Below are 20,426 nucleotides of genomic sequence, written 5' to 3'. Positions count from 1 at the left end.
CGTGGTTGAAACCTACTCTACACTTGGATCCGGTAAAACTGGTGGCGTACTGTCCATATAAGTTAAAAAATTTTCCCATAACTCGTGCGTTCTTTGTTTAGTTAACTTAATTTTGCACGATATCGCTATAATTCCGCGAATAGTTCCGTCACGCCATTGCGCATAAACCGAATCACAGTGGGAGGATATATATGCTTGCCAATCCTGTTGAGCAAGCTTAATTGCTGCGATCAGTTCTGGGTCATGAGAGTTGTGCTCAAAGCTAGTGCTTAGATATTTATCTAATTTAACTTGTGCTGACTCTAATTCAATAGCGGCACATTGATTTATCTCGATTGTGGTCATCGCGTTATTACAGTCAATGGACTCTTCTTTAGCGATAGCACCAAACGAAAGACTAGCTAATATAATGATTAGACACTTATTCATCGTTTTCTCCGAAAGCACATAACGCCGCGTTAAGTAGTGAGCAACGCTAACCACCTAACCTAAACCTTTACACCGTAAACACTAAAACCAAATTTGAATGCAGAGTGCCAAGCGTTGGGAATCTGCCTTAAACGCTTTGTTATGCGATTGACTCTCGGAGGATATATCTAACCTCCATTAGTGCAAATCCCAAAAGGTTTTGTCCTTTCCATAAGTTGGGGTTTTCAGCTTTCTGGTTATCCACTGCTAACCCGATACCCCATATTTTATCTACTGGGCTAGCCTCCACCAGAATTCTATTGCTTGTCTTAAGAAGGAATTCACTCAACTCCTTATTTTGGGAAAACTTCAATACATTACCAGATACAACAATTTGAAACCGATTCTCAACCCACTTTGATTCATCAAAGCCTCGAACTTCACGCCCCAGAGACTTCGCTTCTCCTGGGTTAGTAGCTTTGATTATCTTTTGATAGGTCTCATTATCACCAAACAGTTTAGCTTTCTCTGCCATCATATAGTGTTCAGCAGTCATGTACTCAATACCGTTCTCACTAAAAGTGGATTCATACCACTGACTAAAACAAGATTTGGATACAGTACCGCCTTTTTCTTGATGGCCCCAAAAGAATACATACTTAATTTTATTGCCTTTATTTACGTATTCCTGAAGCTCTTCTTTAGATCTAATTTTCAAACCTCGAATCCTAATTTTTGAGTCGCATAACGCCCTGTTAAGGGGTGAGCAGCGCAATACCGAAGTTACCGCATACCACCTTAAACACTAAGACCAACGCATGGTGAAAATGCCACGCGTTGCGAATCCCTCTTGAACAGTTTGTTAGCTGACAATTTCACCGAGTGCTTCTATCCATTGCTCTGGCTTCGCTACAATAAACTCGTAACACGTATTATTGGCTAGTTTTATACGAAATGCATCCGTAGTGATTGGAATTACACCACCACCTTTGCCTAAGCACTTAGCTACGGCAGCAATGTCTTGCCGCTTTAATTGATATGGACCAAAACCCAACTTTTCGTTGTACGGAATAAAAATTAAATCCGACTCCGTTAGTTCTAATTTCCCATCTGCTTTAGTCGCACCGACTTGAATAGTAGCTGTTGAAGACTTAATTACTTTATCAGACATAACGTACCCTCTTCCTTGATTTACCTTTGTCTGCTAACGCCCTGTTAAGGTGTGAGCAACGCAATACCGAAGCTCCCGCATACCACCTTAACCACTAAACCTAACGCATAGTAAAAATGCCACGCGTTGCGAATCACTCTTAAACAGTTTGTTAGGCATTTACACGCTATAGCTATAATGTTGGGACGTTTCGTAATCATATATTGACACTGAGCCGCCATTAACTGTGCCGCTATAGTGATTGCCCGAGTCATAATCATATCCACTAAACTGGCTACCATTCATGTTCAGTTGTATATGCGCACCATTTCCGTGATCATAAAGGCTGTTAGCACTTCCTGTAATATGACAACCACGATCATAGTCATAAACATTTACGGTACTTTCAGTTACTGTGCCACTGACACTTATGTGTCTTGATTGGGAATAATCATAAACCGAACTAGCAGTTCTGCCATGAAGTAAGCCCGTGATATACGCTATACATGCCCTAGTGTTACTGTTCATATGTCCTCCTGATGCCTAACGCCGCATTAAGGTGTGAGCGACGCTTGGCTATACTTGAGCGAAGCGAAACTGCCAAGCGTTGCGAATCACTCTTAAATGCTTTGTTAGGCTTTTTTTCGACGGTTCCGGTGACTTTTTAATGCACCGTCCAGCCAATTTTTCTGGTTAAGATTATTCACAAACCATTCAATGAAAGCCTCAGAGTACCTGTGACGCCCATCTAGTTCATAATGATAGTTAGAGCGCTTGGCTTTCTGTATTTTGTTCTTCTTAACAACAGCTTGAAAAGAGTAGCTCGTTATTTTAACGAGTTCTTGTCGCAGGTTAATTTCTGCGATTGCTGTGTTCTGATGGTATGGATGGGTAACATCTGGATCTTTAGTTTCACGGATGATAATTGCTTTCTCACCACCATCACTTAGTGATAAAGATAAATCACTCTCTGAAGACTTTTTAGTTAACGCTAACTTATAGTCTACAGAAATCGAAAATTCATCCGAGTCACATTCTCGTGCCATTTCTGTAAATTTGCCCAGAAAGCTTTTCACTTGAGTTGCGGTTAACTCGCCATAAGTTTCTTTGATAACTGCGACTTCAGGTTCACATCCATCGACAATAAGACTCAACAAACCAACGCTTTGACCAGCTAATGGGCTATTGCCCATTAACGCTTTATAACGTTTTTGATAATTCAGTACTGTTGCTTGGAACAAACGAGATAATTGAGGTTGTAACTCTGGAATAAGCAGATGAATCGCATGATCTCTAAGATCAATCAACGTTTCCAAGTTTTTAGCCACATTGTCGGATGACTCCATTAGCTTACACATGGCTTCACGAATGCTAATGCTGAAATCACCCTCTTTAAAAATACTTGAAGCGCCTTCTCTTTTTGCTAGTTCCGATTTAAGCATGAGTTCCCAAGCATTTACCATCATAATGGTAAATGCTTCAACCCGATTGCCCAATGTTGGACGGTTATACACTTCAAGCGCCAATGTAAAAGCATCATGACTTCTTTTTATTAGTTGTTCCGAGAGAATTTCATCAGGTGATTTGGACTGTGTATTCAAACTCTGGGACATGAGCCTGAAAAACTCGTCATTGGAGAGTTTGTTAATACCGCTGCATTTCCATAGTGAACGGCTCACTTTAACGATGTACTCGCCCTTAAGCTTTTCGTTAAAGTATTTGTTTACAGAGCTGACACTGTAACCGACTGATTCCGCTACTTCTTTAGCGGTAAACTCACAACCTTTTTCCTCTAGCTTTCGGAGTTCATCCAATAGCTGAAGAAGCATACCCTTTTTAACCATGTTGAATATTTCTCCAAAAGCCTAACGCCGCGTTAAGTAGTGAGCAACGCCTCCACAAAACCTAACCATACCACCTTAAACACTAAACCCAACGATGGAATGAAAAGTGCCATGCGTTGGGAATCTGTCTTAAACGCTTTGTTAGGTTTACTCTGCCAACTCTGCATTAAGGGAGAGCTTAGCAAAAGAAGCCTCTGTAACTACAAGAGTCCCTGTTTCATCAGGGACGCTATACCATAGGGCTGTCCCATTGGTTAGGTGAGTAGCGTTCGGATTTTCTTCTCTCTTGGTATCTCCCATGTTAACGGTCATTCCTGAAATGGGTTCTGGCAATTCATTTTGTACTGGGCCTAAACTAATTTTGAAATATACCCATTTGTGCCCATTAATACAGTGTGACGCTACGAGACCACATTCCTTTTCCGCCTCAACAATACTCTCATCATAGGTAAAGAAGACATCTAAATATAAAGACCCATGCCAATCCCACTCTTCAACGATAAACTTTACCCGTTTATCCACCTCAAAATTAGCGGTCAACTTATGAGAACCATAAATTATACGCATGACGTGAACCTGCTCACCTTGGCAAACCTCGTCGTGCCTCCATTCAAAATCTTTATCTGTTGGACGGGACTTATTGCTTTTAATATGACAGGCACCCGATTGATGAAAACTGATTTTTAGCCAATCACGCATGGAGGTTCTCGTTGCGTATAAGCATTCTACCTTTTTGTTACAGAAGAAAGACCACACCTCTGACAACCGTTTTTCTTCTGTCTGAATAGCAAAGCGAAAGATAGTAGACATAAATTATACTCAGCTCCGATACGTTTATAGCAAAACCAGTGTAGCCTACAAAAATTGATGAGTTCTACTGGTTTATGAAACCTAACGCCGCGTTAAGTAGTGAGCAACGCCACCACGAAACCTAACCATACCACCTTAAACACAAAACCCAACGATGGAGTGAAAAATGCCATGCGTTGGGAATCTGTCTTAAACGCTTTGTTATGTGCATATCGGCGACATTTACGCTAACTTTCTCTCAGTTTTGCTATCGAAAGACCTGCAATGCCTACCAACGCCCACTTGGCCGATGAAATAAACCAATAGAAAAAGTTTTCATTGGAATTCAAAGTAGAAGCAACTAAAAAAATGCATGCTGAAAAGAGCAGTATAAACATCCACCACAAGCCTTTCGGCTTTAACACCTTTTTTAAAAACACTTCAATGGCAAAGCCCACTGAAAGTGCTATCAGAAGAGAAACACCGAAGTTAAGCCATACACTTTCAAATAAGTTGTCCATTTCACTTCCTGTATAATCGTGATTAATTCATAAAAACAGAGGCTTATAGATTCACATATCGTTTAATCAAGCTTGGCTCATGCACATAACGCCCTGTTAAGGTGTGAGCAACGCAATACCGAAGCTACTGCATACCACCTTAAACACTGAACGCAACGCATAGTAAAAATGCCACGCGTTGCGAATCACTCTTAAACAGTTTGTTATGTGAATTTTTACAGACGTATTGTGCGAACTGGGTTGCTATTGTTCCATGTTACGAATTTAGCCAACTCATCGGAATCAATATGGCAAGGATCCCTGAAATAGATATTAATTCGTCCTTCAAGCTCTTCATGTGGCTCAACATCAACAATACTCCCTATTAAAGCAACACCTTTGGCATTCGTTAGTACCACAAAAGAAGAATCTCTAGCATTACTAATACTGGCTTTAAAACCATGAGCTCTAAGCTTAAATGTGCTTTCTTGAATACTATTTTTTTCTGTCAGGTCATCATTTAGCCGTACAACAACACAATTTTTATTACGCTCACCAAAAATAGGCTTCGCTAGTCGACGTTCAACCTCTGCCAACAAAGGCTCTTTCCTTATTTTATTCACTCTTTTTCCTTTTCTACAATTTCCATTTTAGGTAGGAATTACCAAATTCACATAACGCCCTATTAAGGTGTGAGCAACGCAATGCCGAAGCTACCGCATACCACCTTAAACACTAAACGCAACGCATAGTAAAAATGCCACGCGTTGCGAATCACTCTTAAATAGTTTGTTATACGAATTTACCCACCCAAGTTACTAAATAAGCTAATTAACTGGTTCACCGACCCAAATTTGGTTAAGGCTTCACTTACTAATTTCGAACCCGCATCTTTTGCACCTTGATTGATAGTATCAACAAGCTTGTCCCCTAGATTTTGACTAACTTCTAAAGAGCTAGGAACTAACTTGAGGAGCTCCAGTCCTTTTGGAGACAGAGTTATATCTATACACTTCTTCGACGTATAAAAACCTGCCATTTCATTCTCAATTTTTCCGTACAGGAAGCCCGAATCAATGAGCCAAAGAGCAGTATCAAGTAAAAAGTCTGCCTCTTGGCATTTACTTGTATATTCTTCATACCCCTCGTTGTCATCAAGGAATGAGCGATGCTCAAAGTCGATACCAAGAAACTCAAAAGCATCAATTTCAGTTCTTCGAGGGAAGTTTTCATATAGATGAGCTAGCAGCATTGCCACCAACTCGTCGAACTTTTGAATGTTATTCATATTTTCTCAATTCGTATAACGCCCGCTTAAGTGGTGAGCAACGCAATACCGATGCCGCCGCATACCGCCTTAAACACTAAAACCAACGCATAGTGAAAATGCCACGCGTTGCGAATCCGTCTTAAAGCGTTTGTTAGCATTCAGCACCAAGTCATACTATAAACTGTCTACGTTATTAGGTAGCTAACTTTCTACTGTCTTTTTGCCGCACTTTTCACAAACTAGGTGACGCTCAAACTCATCCATAGAGGCGACAAATGCTCCAAGAGCCCAGCCTTTAATAGCGCCTGCTATAAATTCCTTAAACTTCTGATTTTTGGCACCTTTAAAAGCACTCGGTTTTCTGACCAAGACAACTACGTGATGAGTATCCGTACCGCAATCTGAACAGTAACGAACTTCTGTTTTGTGAGACATTCTTTTTCTCCATGAATGCTAACGCCGTGTTAAGGGGTGAGACAACGCCACCTCCTGACCTAAACCATTGTGCCGTAAACACTTAAGCCAATTCAAACCAAAACTGCCAAGCGTTGTGAATCCCTCTTGAATGCTTTGTTATGAGCGTAGCTTGAAGTATGCAAGAGCCGATACCAAGAGTACGGCTGTCAGAGCAAGAAATACGTTTGACAATGTATTATTGCGCCAAGCATTTACCCATTTATGTATTTTTTTATCATGCGTTCTGTAATGAGCATTTTTCCAAGCAATGCTAAAACTAAGAAAAGCACCAATAACAAAGAACCAACCTAAAGTTCCTCCAGGAAGTACTATCGATCCTATTAACGCTCCCAGAATTGCTAGAAATGATATGCCAAATACAACAAGCACTAAATCTGGAAGCTGCTTTAATTGAAAGTTCTCAAATGGGTTTAACATTAACTTTTCCTCTAGCTCATAACGCCCTGTTAAGGTGTGAGCAACGCAATAGCGAAGCTCCCGCATGCCACCTTAAACACCAAAACCAACGCATAATAAAAATGCCACGCGTTGCGAATCACTCTTGAACAGTTTGTTATGTTTGCATTCTCAGCTTTCCATCGAAATATCAACAACTTGACCATTTTCATCAAATGAAACGCTTATTAAGTAATTAGTGACATCATTGGGCAACGTAAAATCACAGACGTCGTCTTCCACGTAAGCGACTACCAGTGCAGACAAAATGTCGTCAAAGCTTGGATTTTCTTTGCCTAAAATTTCTAGCCACACTGCTGCAGGGAGTTCATCTAAATGATGAGATACAAACAAATCGATTCCGTATTCCCCCGACTCCGTGCCGCGAGAGGCTTTTATAGCTTCTAGAGCTAACTCTACTTTTTTATCCATTCCAATACTCTGCTTATATCGAGAAAAACATAACGCCCTGTTAAGGGGTGAGCAACGCAATACCCAAGCCGCAGCATACCACCTTAAACACTAAAACCAACGCATAGTGAAAATGCCACGCGTTGCGAATCCCTCTTGAACAGTTTGTTAGGTGCGTAGCCAAAGTTGGTAAAAGTCTGTTTCATCGTGCTTGGGATTCTTGCGCACGAACTCCCAACCATGGTGCTTATAGAATGTGAGAGCTCGATGGTTAGTTCGGCTTACTGAAAGTACAGCACGCAAACAACCCGCTTTACTCAAAGTGCTTACAATATAATCCTGCAATTTTGCAGCGAGTCCTGAACCACGAAAAATCGGCTTTAAGTAAATGAGATGCACATAGCCAGTCTCAGGCTCGGGTGAAAAGCTACGAAACTCTAACTGCCCTGCAAACTGACCATCAACAAATATATGGATATAGAACCATCCTGATGTTGCTAACCGGTCTAAGACTCGTTCACGATAACCACTGATGAAGTCGTCGAAACCATCGTAATGCCCAAAACTACAAAAGTATGCATCTTTTCTTGCAGCAACGCATAATTCGAAATCATCAATGTTTATCTGCCGAAAAGTAATTTCCATACTTACATTTTCCTTCAAGCACCTAACGCCTTGTTAAGGGGTGAAGCACGCAACACCGATGCTACCGCATACCGCCTTAATACCTAAAACCAACGCATAGTAAAAATGCCACGCGTGCTGAATCCCTCTTGAACAATTTGTTATACGCGTCCTATCGGTTGTACTTAACCTTATTCAAAACTTCTTTTAGTTCATGCGTTTTCTCAAGGTTTACATCGTGAATATTGGCTAAAGCACAAACATAGTACAAGACGTCATATAACTCTTCTGCGATTGAACCTTTGAGTTCATCTAGCGTTGGTTGCCCACGTTTACCTTTGCGAATTGATTCCGATAATTCGCCAACTTCTTCGATTAGTTTTAAAAAATAGTGTTCAGATTGCTCTGGCGCATAATCGAATTCTTTTATATGACTTTGTAACTCAGATAACTTCATAACGTCCTTTTGTATTATTTTCCATAAAGCGTATAACGCCCTGCTAAGGGGTGAGCAACGCAATACCGATGCCGCCGCACACCACCTTAATCACTAAATTCAACGCATAGTAAAAATGCCACGCGTTGCGAATCCCTCTTGAGCAGTTTGTTAGTCGCGAGGCACCGAGCGACAATTTTAAGCCGAACTAAACTTTGCGAACAACAAACTTTATGTGCTTTGATGCACTTAAGTCAGGCGTAGTCGCAAAGCAGCTATTCAATGAAACCACTTGGAACAAACAACGCCATAGAAAACGGACTGACAACACCAAAAAGCGTTTTTGGAAAGCCAATCTCACAGTGCGGACTTTCAACAAAGTCACTGAAACCACGTGGAACTTACAACACCAGAGAAAACGTCCTTTCAGCAAGTAAATAAGCTTTTAAACCAACAAACTCACCGAGCAGATTCGCAACCAAAAACAGATTTTCGATTGCCCCGCCCTATCACCACCAAAGAACGAAACAACCGCTGGAAAATAGCAATGCATTGACTTAGAACCGATGAAACTGAGCTTTGACCGTCGAAGATGGAACTATGAATCAAACAACCAGTAGCCAAGTTTTGAGCTTAGAAACATGATTTTGACTGCTAGCTTTTTCTGGCGACTAACGCCCAATTAAGTTGTGAGCAACGCTCCCACATTACCTAAGCACTTCGCCGTAATCACCAAACTAATTGAAACCGAAAGCGCTAAGCGTTGCGAATCAGCTTGAATTGCTTGTTATACATTTACTCCCCCCATTCGATATGCAATCACCTGAATCCAGCTACAATTCTCATTCAACAGCCGCTCGTACCGCCATCTAAGTCGATTCGTACGCTGTGGATTAAATATCGCAATAGATTCGGCATTAGATAAATTCTGGTGCAGCCAAACCATATCAGAGCAGACTAATTGAGCAGCGCTATCTGAACATAAACCAAAACGGTGGCAAATTGACACATCTGTCAAGAATTCTAAGAGTTCGGTTTCATGCCTGTAAATTTTCTTCAGTTGATCTTTATCTAGTTGTTCTGGATCCTCGACTCTTGCTGCTTCTTGATAGAAAATCGCAACTTGATTTACTTTACTCTGCTCGTTTTTTATATAGTCCTTATAGTACTTAAAATACCTTTCTGCTTTTTCTGCTGACTGTTCATCTGACATGTAGTTTAGTTGCTGCATGCCATACACAATACCGACAGCTAAAAAAATTGTTTGAATCCAGACGGCAACTGTCTGGCTTTCAGGTTTTGTTAAATATTGAATATATTTTTTCATTTTTCACTAACGTCGAGATTCTCGAAATGTATAACGCCTTGTTAAGGTGTGAGGCACGCAACACAGATGCTGCCGCATGTTACCGTAACCGCTAAAACCAACGCATAGTAAAAATGTCACGCGTGCCGAATCACTCTTGAACAATTTGTTATACGAATTTCTCCTTCAGTGCCAGCACTTGTTGTTCAAATAACTCAAAATCTGACTTTGAGTATGACTTAGCGACATTAACCCATTGAACGCCCGTTTCATCTATGTGACGAAACTCGACTTGAAGCGCATATTTAGAACAACGAAGAAGAGCAAAAACGAAACCTACAGCCGTCAAACTAAGAACTAAAACTTGTAGCCATTGCGGTGCCTCTTCAAAGCTAGGAATGGCTAACCAAACGGCCCCTGAAAACACACACACCCAGAATAAAACTTGACCTAAATTATCAAGAAAACTTAACTTTTTAACCCTAGCATTGTTTATCTTAGACAAAGGATATGAGTCTTTCTTAAACCTGAACTCTTTTGAATCCAAGCTAAAATCAGTACTCTTGTACATAAATTCCCTCTATTCGTATAACGCCCTGCTAAGGGGTGAGCAACGCAATACGAAAGCCGCCGCAAACCACCTTAATCACTAAAATCAACGCATAGTAAAAATGCCACGCGTTGCGAATCCCTCTTGAGCAGTTTGTTAGTCGCGAGGCACCGAGCGACAATTTTAAGCCGAACCAAACTTTGCAAACAGCAAACTTTATGTGCTTTGATGCATTCAAATCAGGCGTAGTCTCAAAGCGACTACTCAATGAAACCACTTGGAACAAACAACGCCGTAGAAAACGGACTGACAACACCAAAAAAGGTTTTTGGAAAACCAATCTCACAGTGCGGACTTTCAACAAAGTCACTGAAACCACGTGGAACTTACCACACCAGAGAAAACGCCTTTTCAGCGAGTAGATCAGCTTTTGTACCTAACAAACTCAACGAGCAGAGTTGCAACCAAAAACAGACTCTCGATTGCCTTACTCTGTAAGCACCAAAGAACAAAGCAACCGCTAGGACAGGTATAAAACTTTGGACTTAAAACAGTTAGAACTAAGCTCTGATGATCGACGATTAATCGGTGTATCAAGCAAACAACTGCTGAATTTTAAGCTCAGAGACATGATTTTGATTGCTAGCTTTTTCTGGCGACTAACGCCCTGTTAAGGGGTGAGCAACGCAATACCTAAGCTGCCGCATACCACCTTAATCACTAAAAACAACGCATAGTGAAAATGCCACGCGTTGCGAATCCCTCTTGAACAGTTTGTTAGGCGAAGTTTCCCACCGATGTTTAAGGTTGTTTGAAAGCAGATTACCCGAAACAGAATAAGCAACCAAACACCCACTGACTTTTTGTGATTCAAGAACCATAAAAGCCACTATGCTTCAGCCAAGGTTTCAACAATCACGAAATGCAGACTTTCAGCAACAAAGTAGGTTTTGAACCCGAAAAACCCAAAGCTGCATACTAAAAGCAAGTTCGAAAGCCTCAATTGACTTGCCCTTGCCACACTTTGAGCTAGTGACATTCACCGCCAGCCAACCTCATAAAACAATGAGGCAACCCACGAAAATTGGCATGTTTTACGGCTGGAAAGGTTCAAGAATTTGCGCCGACAATACCAAATTGCCGATTTAGAAAAACGAATGCTCAAAGAGAACTAAGAAGATGAGAACAAAGAATTTTCCTGCCCGCCGCCTAACGCCCTGTTAAGGTGTGAGCAACGCAATGCCGATGCCACCGCAAACCACCTTAAACACTAAACGCAACGCATAGTAAAAATGCCACGCGTTGCGAATCACTCTTAAACAGTTTGTTATATTTTTATTGTTTGACAGACTTTATTAGCTTACCAAGTTGCTCAACACCATCAAAAGTAGATGGTATATGATCAGCGTTGAGAGCTATCCCTGAAAATATTATGCTTTCAAATTTATCCAAAGAATCTTTGTCTTGTTTCTTCATATCACCTGCATACTCAGAATAGTTATGTATGAAGCGACAAAGGGTCATTCTAAGATCTATTTGTAGCAATTGAGACTGTAAGGATTTGTAATTAGTCAGAAGAACTCGAAAGTAATATACCAGAATAACGACAAGTGAAACTGTAGGTAGAGCGACCAACATCATTATCCTCGTCAATTCAGCACCTTTTTCAATATTCGCTAGCACATATGACACTTCGAAAATGAGGGGTAATAGAATGAGAATAGATACTAGCCTTAGCCACAATAGGACGTTCTTAATTTCTTTCTTTTTCTGCTCTGCTAGATTGTTAAAACCATCACTCAACCCAACGAAATTGAAAGCATCTTTATATGTATCAAGAGATTGCTTTAAATTAGATGCTCGATCTTCTCTTTCTTTGAGCTCCTTGTCCCATGATTTTTTTGTATCTTCGAAGCTTGACTTAGCCAAGTGTAGTTTGCGGACACTTTCGACAGCAGGACTATTGGCAATTTCCTTTAAGATAGCAATAGGCATTTCACTAATTGCGAAATGAATATCAGATTGCCCCTCATCGGAAAAACTTGTTGAGTTCTCAGTACAAAAGCGTCTAGCCCTCTCTAAATCTCTATGAATGTCATTTGGAGTGGACAAATGAAACTCTAAAAGGAGCCTGAACAACAACCCCATCGCGCTATCTAATTCTTCCTTATCCAAACTTGCAGTTCTCTCCCCCAAAAAAATGAACTAGATGCTCCCCAACCCAACCAATGTTTATTTGGCAACGCGAATCCCACAAGTCAGGGCTACTTATTATAGCCTTGCAGACAACAAGCAGGTGTTTGCTGCGGTTGCTTTCAAAGTCTGACTCGTAAGTTAACCCATCAACTCTATTGATGAACTTAGAAATTACTCGTTGAGTTGTTTCATTTTCAAAAAACTGGTTCATAAAACTCCAATAAAAATATAACGCCCTGCTAAGGGGTGAGTAACGCAATACAAAAGCCACCGCATACCACCTTAATCACTAAATTCAACGCATAGTGAAAATGCCACGCGTTGCGAATCCCTCTTGAGCAGTTTGTTAGTTTGCAAACCCAAAGCGTTGATTTTACGTTATTTCAAACTTTGCAAACAATAAACTTTATGTGTTTTGATGCATCTAAGTCAGGCGTAGTCTCAAAGCGGCTACTCAATGAAACCACTTGGAACAAACAACGCCGCAGAAAACGAACTCACAACACCAAAAAGCGCTTTTGGAAAACCAACCTCACAGTGCGGACTTTCAACAAAGTCACTAAAACCACGTGAACTTACCACACCAGAGAAAACGTCATTTCAGTGAATAAACCGGCTTTTGCACCAACAAACTCAACGAGCAGAGTTTCAGCAAAAAAGTTCAACCCAGTTAACCCAAAAATCGCCGCACCAAAGAACAAATCAACCGTAGAAACGCTGCCAGTTTGGGGTTTTCACCACGCTAGTTAACACTGAAATTGAACGCCGATATGACGATTTCCACTTTGAGCTTTTACCACTAGACCTTGCGATATAGCTGCGTTTTTCCTCTTGCAAACTAACGCCCTGTTAAGGTGTGAGCAACGCAACACCGACGCCGCCGCACACCACCTTAAACACTAAAACCAACGCATAACAAAAATGCCACGCGTTGCGAATCACTCTTAAACAGTTTGTTAGCTTGTTAAGCGTTTAAGTTGTTCATTTATATCACGAACCCATTCCTGCTGCTTTTCTTTTGAACGAGGTAACGGGTGGTAAAAAAGACCTTTTTTGCTCTTGTTTCCAGCTATTCGATACGCACCGAACTTAGAAACTGCTAGGGATGTTAGAAAACGTAGTTTGTAATTAACCCCACTAGCAAAAACAATTGAGGATGTCTTACATTTTTCTAAAATCTGATTCAGTTCTTCGCACCGATTCTCGGAGAAGATCGAGTGCCTGTCGCCAAACGAGCCAAATGAAAGCCCCTTTAACTTTCTTGTAAACAGACTACTTTTCGATTCTCTTACATCTGATAAATTTATAACAATAGCAGTGCGAAAGTTGTTATCAGCCATGACCTTCATAATTTGAGATTGAGTATTATCTGGCTTTGTCAGCACACATGATTTTGAAAATATTGTAGCTTTAACATTTAGGTCTTTTGGTTCAGAACTACCTGGGTTCATCATAACCATTAGTAAATCAATTTGGGTGTCATCCGAAATATCATCTAAGTCTGTAATTAGGAGTACATCCCGAAAATTTAGTTCACCAGATGAGTAGAAATGCCCATAACACTTATAATTCATATTACTGTCACTCATGAAATTAATTCTAATTTCGACGCGAATAGCCTCAAATATTGACTGCTAATAATTGACATCGCAAGCTAACGCCGCATTAAGGTGTGAGCGGCGCTTGGCTATACTTGAGCGAAGCGAAAACGCCAAGCGTTGCGAATCACTCTTAAATGCTTTGTTAGCAGCAACTTACAACGCGAGTTTAAACCCTTCATGTGTTGCTTTAAATCCAAGCTTCTCATAGAACCTGATTGCATCAGGACGCTGCTTGTCACTTGTTAGCTGAACGATTGTACAGCCTTTATCTTTTGCCAGTTCGATGGCATGTGCGACCATTTGCTCACCGAAGCCTTGACCACGATAGTCACTATGGATTCGGACACCTTCGATAAGACAACGCCAACTACCAATATGCGTTAGGTAAGGAATAAAAGTAATTTGAAGCATCCCGACTAGAGAGTTTTCCAGCTCAACAACCAGTAATTCGTTGTTTGGGGCTCTTACAATTGCTTCGAACGCTTCAAGATACCCACTATTTAACGGAACAGACGCATCTTCTCTTTTACTACCAAGTGGGTCATTTGAAAGCAAAGCTACAAGACTTTCCAAATCTTCAAAATCAGCTGAACGATACTTTAATTCCATTTATGGCTCCTTATTACTTCTGGCTGCTAACGCCGCATTAAGGGGTGAACAACGCCACCACCCGAATTAAACCATTGTGCCGTAAACACTAAAGCTAGTTCAAACCAAAATTGCCAAGCGTTGTGAATCCCTCTTGAATGCTTTGTTAGTTGCCATACTTAAAGCTTTGAGTTGAAGTTGATTGCCACTTTGCCAACACTAATTTTACGTGTTTTGAAAAACTCAAATCAGGCGTAGTTTTAAAGCGTCTCTCACTGAAACCACTTGGAAAAAACAACACCGTAGAAAACGAACTAACAACACCAAAAAGCTCATTTAAGAATGACAATATTACAAAGCTGACTTTCAACAAGTAAATCGGTTTCTGAAACAGAAAATCCAACCACAAAATAAACCTGAGAACTATTTTCACAAACCCGAACGATTCAAAATTGAGGTACGAAACCCCACCAAAAACACACTGACTTTAACTCTAAACATTCTGTTTAAGCTGCGCTTTCCTCGTTGGCAACTAACGCTCTGTTAAGGGGTGAGCAACGCTATACCGAAGCCGCCGCATACCACCTTAAACACTAAAACCAACGCATAGTAAAAGTGCCACGCGTTGCGAATCCCTCTTGAACAGTTTGTTAGTTTTTATTTTGGACTCGGAAGCAGTATTTGTTCCACAAACTTTAGTGCCTCCGGAGCTCTTTGACCAAAGTATTCAGGAGCTTTAGTTGGCAGCCAGACTGTGTGGAAGTGATTTTTAAAATCTTCCATGTATTCCATAGGGTACAATTTTGCTGGATAAACACGCCCATCAGGAAACTCATGATCATAAGTTTCGAAATGCTTAGGCTCAACGCCTCGGTTTTTCCTTAACCAGTTGCAGAACATTTTCCCCTCTGATGCGTCAGGTAACATGTTAGCAGGTATTGTGTACCCTGCGCTTTCTAAAGGAGCGACCAAGTTAAAAACTAACTCGTTGAGCATGGAGAAATGGGTATGGGGAACTTTTGATCTGTTCAACATGTAACGTTCTATATGAACTGGCATAACAGGCTTAGCTTTACCACTTTGCCATTCATATACCCATTGAGATACTTTTACAGCAAACTTTACTGACAACCATTGACCCAAATTGATTGCTAAGTAAGGGTGCACCCAAGTTCCTTGCTCCTGAGCGTTACCACCTTTAATAATATGAACTAACTGGTGAGTTGGTAATCCTGTTTGCTGACTCAACTCGGCGATAAAGTCCTGAGTCGATTTCAGCGCATTATAATCAGAGAAACGTTTACCAACGGACTTACACAGCGCGGTTGCACTAATATAACCATCGCCAATGCGTTGAGGTATAATTTCCCCTTCCTCTATCCTAGGAATTAATGCCATTTGCTCCATAATAACCTCCAAACTTCTGTAAAAACTAACGCCGCGTTAAGTGGTGAGCAACGCAACCACCTTACTTAAACTATTGTGCCGTAAACACTAAAGCTGAATCAAACCGAAGATGCCAAGCGTTGGGAATCCGTCTTAAACGCTTTGTTAGTGTTGTAACTCCAACCATACTTTACATTCGTTAAATATAAAAAAATCCCGCTCTGAATCAGACTCGTAGAAATCATGAAATGCCCCATAAATCTTATGTATACCTATATTATCGCCTACAAAGAACTCAATATTTTCATGTAAATCAAATCCAGAAATATCGCGTAAAAGTAACTCAAATTGCTGACTAGGGTTGGCGCTTCTGTAAACTATTTGAGATATATGGTATCTAACTAAAAAATCTATAGCAGCTTCGAATGACGGTTTCTCATGCCCTAGAGATTTAATCATCACTTCAAACATCTCTGACACTACTTCCCATATAGGTTCAGCATCATATACCGCCAAAATTTCATCCGTATATACTCCAGACTTCAATTTGCTCTCAGCAAAAGCTAATAAGTCTTCGGTAGAGAGTCGCCCCGCTACATAGCGAGAAATAAATAAATCATCTTGCTGCACAAATTTTCCTTTCAACACTAACGCCCGCTTAAGTGGTGAGCAACGCAATACTATGTTTCCGCACACCACCTAAATCACTAAACTTAACGCATGGTAAAAATGCCACGCGTTGCGAATCCGTCTTGAAGCGTTTGTTATATTTTTATTGTTGCCAGCTGCTCTTTCTTTTGCTGATAAATAGGAATTAATACATCATAAAGTTCATTAAGCTTTCCCTCAATCTCATCAAGGTATTTAGTCAACTCATTTTTCTTTGTACCAAGGTATTCTTCAACTATACGGTCGAGGATACGTTGTTCAAGAATTGCCTCACCGCCATTTTCTACTGATAGGTGACTAGCTTGCAAAAACAAAGTTACATTATCTAGGGCGTCTTCACTATATCGAGCATGGTGAATTACACTGTTACGTACAAAGCGATAATCATTACATTTTTTATTCACAGCTTTCATCAGGGCATCAACACCAAAGCGTTTGACATGCTCATTACATACAATTGTATTATGAGACATACTTTCGTTCGCTAGACCTAAATCAAAAATTCTGTTCACTAGGATTAGTGCGCGATCGTAAATTGATTGAACGCGAATTATACTATTCTCAACCCAAAGTTGGATTAACTCGGATTTATCGCCGTTGTTTGAAGCAATAGCGTCCAATGCGGATGTATTTAAAAGCGATAGTGATAGCCTTGCACTGTCAATGGCACTATCAATTGAACTCAACGCTTTGCCACAATCTAACATATAAATATCAGAGTAATTCGAGACCTCAACACTGCCGTCTTCTGGGTTGAATTTTCTCATCATTAATGGACCGTCAGGATCCAAAATAATTGTATTCTTAATTTGGTGCATAAATACCTCCAAAAATATAACGCCCTGTTAAGGTGTGAGCAACGCAATACTGAAGCTCCCGCATACCACCTTAAACACTAAAACCAACGCATAGTAAAAATGCCACGCGTTGCGAATCACTCTTAAACAGTTTGTTAGCCGCTAATTCCCAAAGGTTACTGCTTACTCAACAGGAACTTACGCAAATCTCTCTCTGCACGCATAACAAACAGAATAAACACTTTGTCACCGTCTTGTTTATAGAAAACACGACATGGATTAACGACAACTTCACGATAACTTAAATGTTCTAGCTCGGGTGGAATACGGCCTGACTCTGGGAAAGTTTGTAGGCGTTCGACTTTGGAGAAGATCATTTGCACTAACTGCTTTGCAGCTACGATATTTTCAAGAGCGATGTATTCAGCGATATCGTTGAGGTCAGATAACGCTGGTTCAGTCCAGATTATTTCAGCCATTTTGACATTTTGTCCTTGGCTTCATCATGGCTTACCACTTTACCGTCAGCTAGTGCACGCTCACCTCGTGCAATACCCTCAAGAATAGCTAAACGATTTTGCATAAACTCGTAGTCATCAACATCAACGAGATACGCGGATGGCTTACCATGCTCAGTAATTAACACTGGCTCTTTGGTGTCGTGGAGATCGGCGAGGATCTTAGTTGCTTGACGTTTGAGTGATGTAACTAGTTCTACTTTCATGAGAGCTGCTCCAAAGGAATACTAAAGTGATACTATTCTATCACTTTGAGTATAGCAAGCTCCATGACGGCTAACGCCTTGTTAAGGGGTGAGCAACGCAATACCTAAGCCGCCGCATAGCACCTTAAACACTAAAACCAACGCATAGTAAAAATGCCACGCGTTGCGAATCCCTCTTGAACAATTTGTTATAAGCGCCCAGCGCAGAGTACTTAAGCCAATTCTTTAACCTCATCAGCTTTATTTGTCATATAGAGCTTTTCAAACTCATTAATCGTAAGCGTCACAATTTCACCTATTTTCTGCAAAGTACGAATCACAGGAAGATTAGGGAAAATACTTTCACTTGGAAAACTAAGTTCGACAGATACGTCGAATGTGTTTTGGATCCGTATCGGCTCACCACCCGTGCGAAGTAAGTTGATTTGCTTAGTCGCATCCCCACCTACACCGCAATTTGTCATTGTCACACCACCAGAGACTAAATTTATATTTTCAATATTTACAGCAGATACCGTAGGAAGAATGATATTGTGCTTACTGTCATTATCCATGGAATGAAAAAGCCAATACAGCTCATCGCCACCTCCCTCTGGGCGAAGTTTACCTAAAAGAAGCTCAGACGCACCTGGCAATGCAGTATCCAATATGGGTAGAAACCGGTTCTTAGATAATTCTTCTCTTGAATCACTCATAGGAAAATACGGACGCTTAGTACTATCAACCTCTCTGACGATACCAGAAGCAAGATGATCTAATGCGGCTCTAAAGTTACTGATCACATCTCCGATAATTAATCCAAGAGTTTCTGCTATTGGCTGTGTAGGTCGGTAAACCAAGCTCATTCCTATTGCATCAGGGCGCGGAAACGCGAACTCAGCTTCAACTTTAATTTCGTATAACTCTTTTGATAATGGGAAAGTAATACTTTCAAGCTCCTGAATATGCTTGCAAGCTCTTTCGACCTTGAGCCTTGGAGATATAAAAACGCTCACGAATACTCCTTTATTTTCCAATTAGCTTATAACGCCTTGCTAAGGTGTGAGTAACGCAATACAAAAGCTACCGCACAGCGCCTTAATCACATAAACCACCGCAAAGTAAAAATGCCACGCGTTACGAATCACTCTTAAGCAATTTGTTAGTACATGCGCTACTTCTATTTATGCGCTCCAAGATATTGAAAACTGGAATGACATGAAAGGCTTTGAACACTGAAGTGAGACGGGCAGCTACAAAACTTTACCCCGATTGAAAGACGAAAGTTAGCTAGAAGAAAAACGCACTGAACTGCCCTACTTTCACTTGCTTCAAATTAGAAAAGGATTCTTTCCTCGTACTTCAACCGCCACAACAAAAGTAATCAAGGTTCTCTCAAAAGCCACCACGAAAATGAAGAAGCACCAAAGAAATAGGCTAAGAGTTAGAAACCGTAAACGATGAAATCAAAGCGAACACTTCGCATATAGTGCCACCGGAAAGAACGTGAAAGGCACTAACTGAAAGGTGTAAATACGAGCGCCAAAACAGATAAACACCAAAACTTATGACCTTTGATGTCAAACCCGTACTAACGCCTTGTTAAGGTGTGAGGCACGCAATACCGAAGCTCCCGCATAATACCTTAACAACTAAAACCAACGCATAGTAAAAATGCCACGCGTGCCGAATCACTCTTGAACAATTTGTTATGTTTATTACCACTCGCCAGTACGTTACCGTATATGAGCAGAACTATTTTACCGGCTAAAAATTTAGCTATTACCTGCTGCTAAAAAGCAGGAAATCCCATAAAAACAAAGGATATGAAGAGTGACACCATAGAATATCGAATGACAGTAAACAACCAAGAGCTACTTTCAGGATACTTCGAGATATTTTCGCTACTTCTTACGTAATTAAAGAGAAGCGCACTAGAAAAAGGAACAAACAAAAAGTAGATCGCTTTATATCTACTCGGGTCTATTCTTTTCATCTGCAATCCGAGGGAAATACTACTCCCAAGGAGCACTATCATTGAAGATATGAGCACTAGAAAAGCCGCAAATGCTAGTAGCGAATACACATCCATGAACTCTCCTTTTCCACAATAAGCATCTGAATATTAACTATAGTTTTCTAAAATCGACTAAGAAACATAACGCCCTGTTAAGGTGTGAGCGACGCAATACCGATGCCTCCGCATACCACCTTAATCACTTAATCCAACGCATGGTAAAAATGCCACGCGTTGCGAATCACTCTTAAACAGCTTGTTAGTTGCGT

At 40.7% G+C, this 20,426-nt stretch carries 24 protein-coding genes and 1 pseudogene; 1 reads left to right on the top strand and 24 read right to left on the bottom strand.

Annotated features, from left to right (window positions below; genetic code table 11):
• Positions 1-12 precede the first annotated feature (12 nt).
• From L3V32_RS24745 to L3V32_RS24625, 15 genes are all read right to left on the bottom strand, one after another.
• A complete protein-coding gene (locus L3V32_RS24745; protein WP_237285503.1) occupies positions 13-429 on the bottom strand; it encodes a lysozyme inhibitor LprI family protein in 417 nt (138 codons plus the stop codon).
• Between the two features lie 139 nt (positions 430-568).
• The gene (locus L3V32_RS24740) at positions 569-1,126 is read right to left on the bottom strand and encodes an NADAR family protein (RefSeq protein WP_237285501.1); all 558 of its coding nucleotides are present in this window, start codon (positions 1,124-1,126) and stop codon (positions 569-571) included.
• 144 nt (positions 1,127-1,270) lie between these two features.
• Positions 1,271-1,579: a hypothetical protein gene (locus tag L3V32_RS24730; RefSeq protein ID WP_025611619.1), complete on the bottom strand. Its 309-nt coding sequence runs from the start codon at positions 1,577-1,579 to the stop codon at positions 1,271-1,273.
• 611 nt (positions 1,580-2,190) lie between these two features.
• Positions 2,191-3,402 carry a DUF3644 domain-containing protein gene (locus L3V32_RS24720; protein WP_237285500.1) on the bottom strand — a complete coding sequence of 404 codons (1,212 nt, stop codon included), beginning with the start codon at positions 3,400-3,402 and terminating at the stop codon, positions 2,191-2,193.
• A 147-nt stretch (positions 3,403-3,549) separates the two neighbouring features.
• Positions 3,550-4,101 (bottom strand): hypothetical protein, encoded by a 552-nt coding sequence (locus L3V32_RS24715; protein WP_237285498.1) that lies wholly within the window; start codon positions 4,099-4,101, stop codon positions 3,550-3,552.
• Positions 4,102-4,439: 338 nt separating this feature from the next.
• Positions 4,440-4,712 (bottom strand): hypothetical protein, encoded by a 273-nt coding sequence (locus L3V32_RS24710; protein ID WP_237285495.1) that lies wholly within the window; start codon positions 4,710-4,712, stop codon positions 4,440-4,442.
• Between the two features lie 215 nt (positions 4,713-4,927).
• Complete coding sequence (locus tag L3V32_RS24700) at positions 4,928-5,314, bottom strand: hypothetical protein (protein ID WP_001033833.1); 387 nt, start codon at positions 5,312-5,314, stop codon at positions 4,928-4,930.
• Positions 5,315-5,493: 179 nt separating this feature from the next.
• On the bottom strand, positions 5,494-5,979 hold the full coding sequence (locus L3V32_RS24690; protein WP_140277677.1) for a hypothetical protein: 486 nt from the start codon (positions 5,977-5,979) through the stop codon (positions 5,494-5,496).
• Between the two features lie 183 nt (positions 5,980-6,162).
• Entirely contained in the window at positions 6,163-6,396 is a 234-nt protein-coding gene (locus L3V32_RS24680) for a hypothetical protein (protein ID WP_171343242.1), read from the bottom strand.
• Positions 6,397-6,534: 138 nt separating this feature from the next.
• On the bottom strand, positions 6,535-6,855 hold the full coding sequence (locus L3V32_RS24675) for a hypothetical protein (protein ID WP_069546260.1): 321 nt from the start codon (positions 6,853-6,855) through the stop codon (positions 6,535-6,537).
• A gap of 150 nt (positions 6,856-7,005) precedes the next feature.
• Complete coding sequence (locus L3V32_RS24665; RefSeq protein ID WP_021706453.1) at positions 7,006-7,305, bottom strand: DUF2004 domain-containing protein; 300 nt, start codon at positions 7,303-7,305, stop codon at positions 7,006-7,008.
• Positions 7,306-7,452: 147 nt separating this feature from the next.
• The gene (locus L3V32_RS24655) at positions 7,453-7,929 is read right to left on the bottom strand and encodes a GNAT family N-acetyltransferase (RefSeq protein WP_237285491.1); all 477 of its coding nucleotides are present in this window, start codon (positions 7,927-7,929) and stop codon (positions 7,453-7,455) included.
• A 151-nt stretch (positions 7,930-8,080) separates the two neighbouring features.
• Positions 8,081-8,365: a MazG nucleotide pyrophosphohydrolase domain-containing protein gene (locus L3V32_RS24645; RefSeq protein ID WP_017449629.1), complete on the bottom strand. Its 285-nt coding sequence runs from the start codon at positions 8,363-8,365 to the stop codon at positions 8,081-8,083.
• Positions 8,366-9,131: 766 nt separating this feature from the next.
• Positions 9,132-9,671, bottom strand: a complete 540-nt coding sequence (locus L3V32_RS24635; protein ID WP_237285489.1) for a DNA polymerase — start codon at positions 9,669-9,671, stop codon at positions 9,132-9,134.
• A 148-nt stretch (positions 9,672-9,819) separates the two neighbouring features.
• Positions 9,820-10,221 carry a hypothetical protein gene (locus L3V32_RS24625; RefSeq protein WP_237285487.1) on the bottom strand — a complete coding sequence of 134 codons (402 nt, stop codon included), beginning with the start codon at positions 10,219-10,221 and terminating at the stop codon, positions 9,820-9,822.
• 246 nt (positions 10,222-10,467) lie between these two features.
• Here L3V32_RS24625 and L3V32_RS26355 point away from each other — a divergent pair.
• A pseudogene (locus L3V32_RS26355) lies at positions 10,468-10,735 on the top strand (hypothetical protein).
• A gap of 800 nt (positions 10,736-11,535) precedes the next feature.
• On the opposite strand, the gene L3V32_RS24605 reads toward L3V32_RS26355, so the two are convergent.
• From L3V32_RS24605 to L3V32_RS24535, 9 genes are all read right to left on the bottom strand, one after another.
• On the bottom strand, positions 11,536-12,375 hold the full coding sequence (locus tag L3V32_RS24605; RefSeq protein ID WP_237285485.1) for a hypothetical protein: 840 nt from the start codon (positions 12,373-12,375) through the stop codon (positions 11,536-11,538).
• A 977-nt stretch (positions 12,376-13,352) separates the two neighbouring features.
• A complete protein-coding gene (locus L3V32_RS24590) occupies positions 13,353-13,985 on the bottom strand; it encodes a DUF1643 domain-containing protein (protein ID WP_069486269.1) in 633 nt (210 codons plus the stop codon).
• A 165-nt stretch (positions 13,986-14,150) separates the two neighbouring features.
• On the bottom strand, positions 14,151-14,606 hold the full coding sequence (locus tag L3V32_RS24585; protein ID WP_237285483.1) for a GNAT family N-acetyltransferase: 456 nt from the start codon (positions 14,604-14,606) through the stop codon (positions 14,151-14,153).
• A 636-nt stretch (positions 14,607-15,242) separates the two neighbouring features.
• The gene (locus L3V32_RS24575) at positions 15,243-15,992 is read right to left on the bottom strand and encodes a KilA-N domain-containing protein (protein WP_025510393.1); all 750 of its coding nucleotides are present in this window, start codon (positions 15,990-15,992) and stop codon (positions 15,243-15,245) included.
• Between the two features lie 144 nt (positions 15,993-16,136).
• On the bottom strand, positions 16,137-16,601 hold the full coding sequence (locus L3V32_RS24570; RefSeq protein ID WP_069523616.1) for a hypothetical protein: 465 nt from the start codon (positions 16,599-16,601) through the stop codon (positions 16,137-16,139).
• A gap of 134 nt (positions 16,602-16,735) precedes the next feature.
• Complete coding sequence (locus L3V32_RS24560) at positions 16,736-17,458, bottom strand: Cthe_2314 family HEPN domain-containing protein (protein ID WP_182016508.1); 723 nt, start codon at positions 17,456-17,458, stop codon at positions 16,736-16,738.
• 155 nt (positions 17,459-17,613) lie between these two features.
• On the bottom strand, positions 17,614-17,916 hold the full coding sequence (locus tag L3V32_RS24550) for a type II toxin-antitoxin system RelE/ParE family toxin (RefSeq protein WP_048625643.1): 303 nt from the start codon (positions 17,914-17,916) through the stop codon (positions 17,614-17,616).
• Entirely contained in the window at positions 17,904-18,161 is a 258-nt protein-coding gene (locus L3V32_RS24545; RefSeq protein WP_005448240.1) for a type II toxin-antitoxin system Phd/YefM family antitoxin, read from the bottom strand. The genes L3V32_RS24550 and L3V32_RS24545 overlap by 13 nt, the downstream gene beginning before the upstream one ends.
• Before the next feature lie 212 nt (positions 18,162-18,373).
• The gene (locus tag L3V32_RS24535; protein ID WP_237285482.1) at positions 18,374-19,156 is read right to left on the bottom strand and encodes a hypothetical protein; all 783 of its coding nucleotides are present in this window, start codon (positions 19,154-19,156) and stop codon (positions 18,374-18,376) included.
• Positions 19,157-20,426: the final 1,270 nt, after the last annotated feature.

It is taken from the genome of Vibrio sp. J2-4, assembly GCF_021728155.1.
Classification (GTDB): domain Bacteria; phylum Pseudomonadota; class Gammaproteobacteria; order Enterobacterales; family Vibrionaceae; genus Vibrio; species Vibrio diabolicus.
This window is presented reverse-complemented; position numbering and strand designations above follow the sequence as displayed.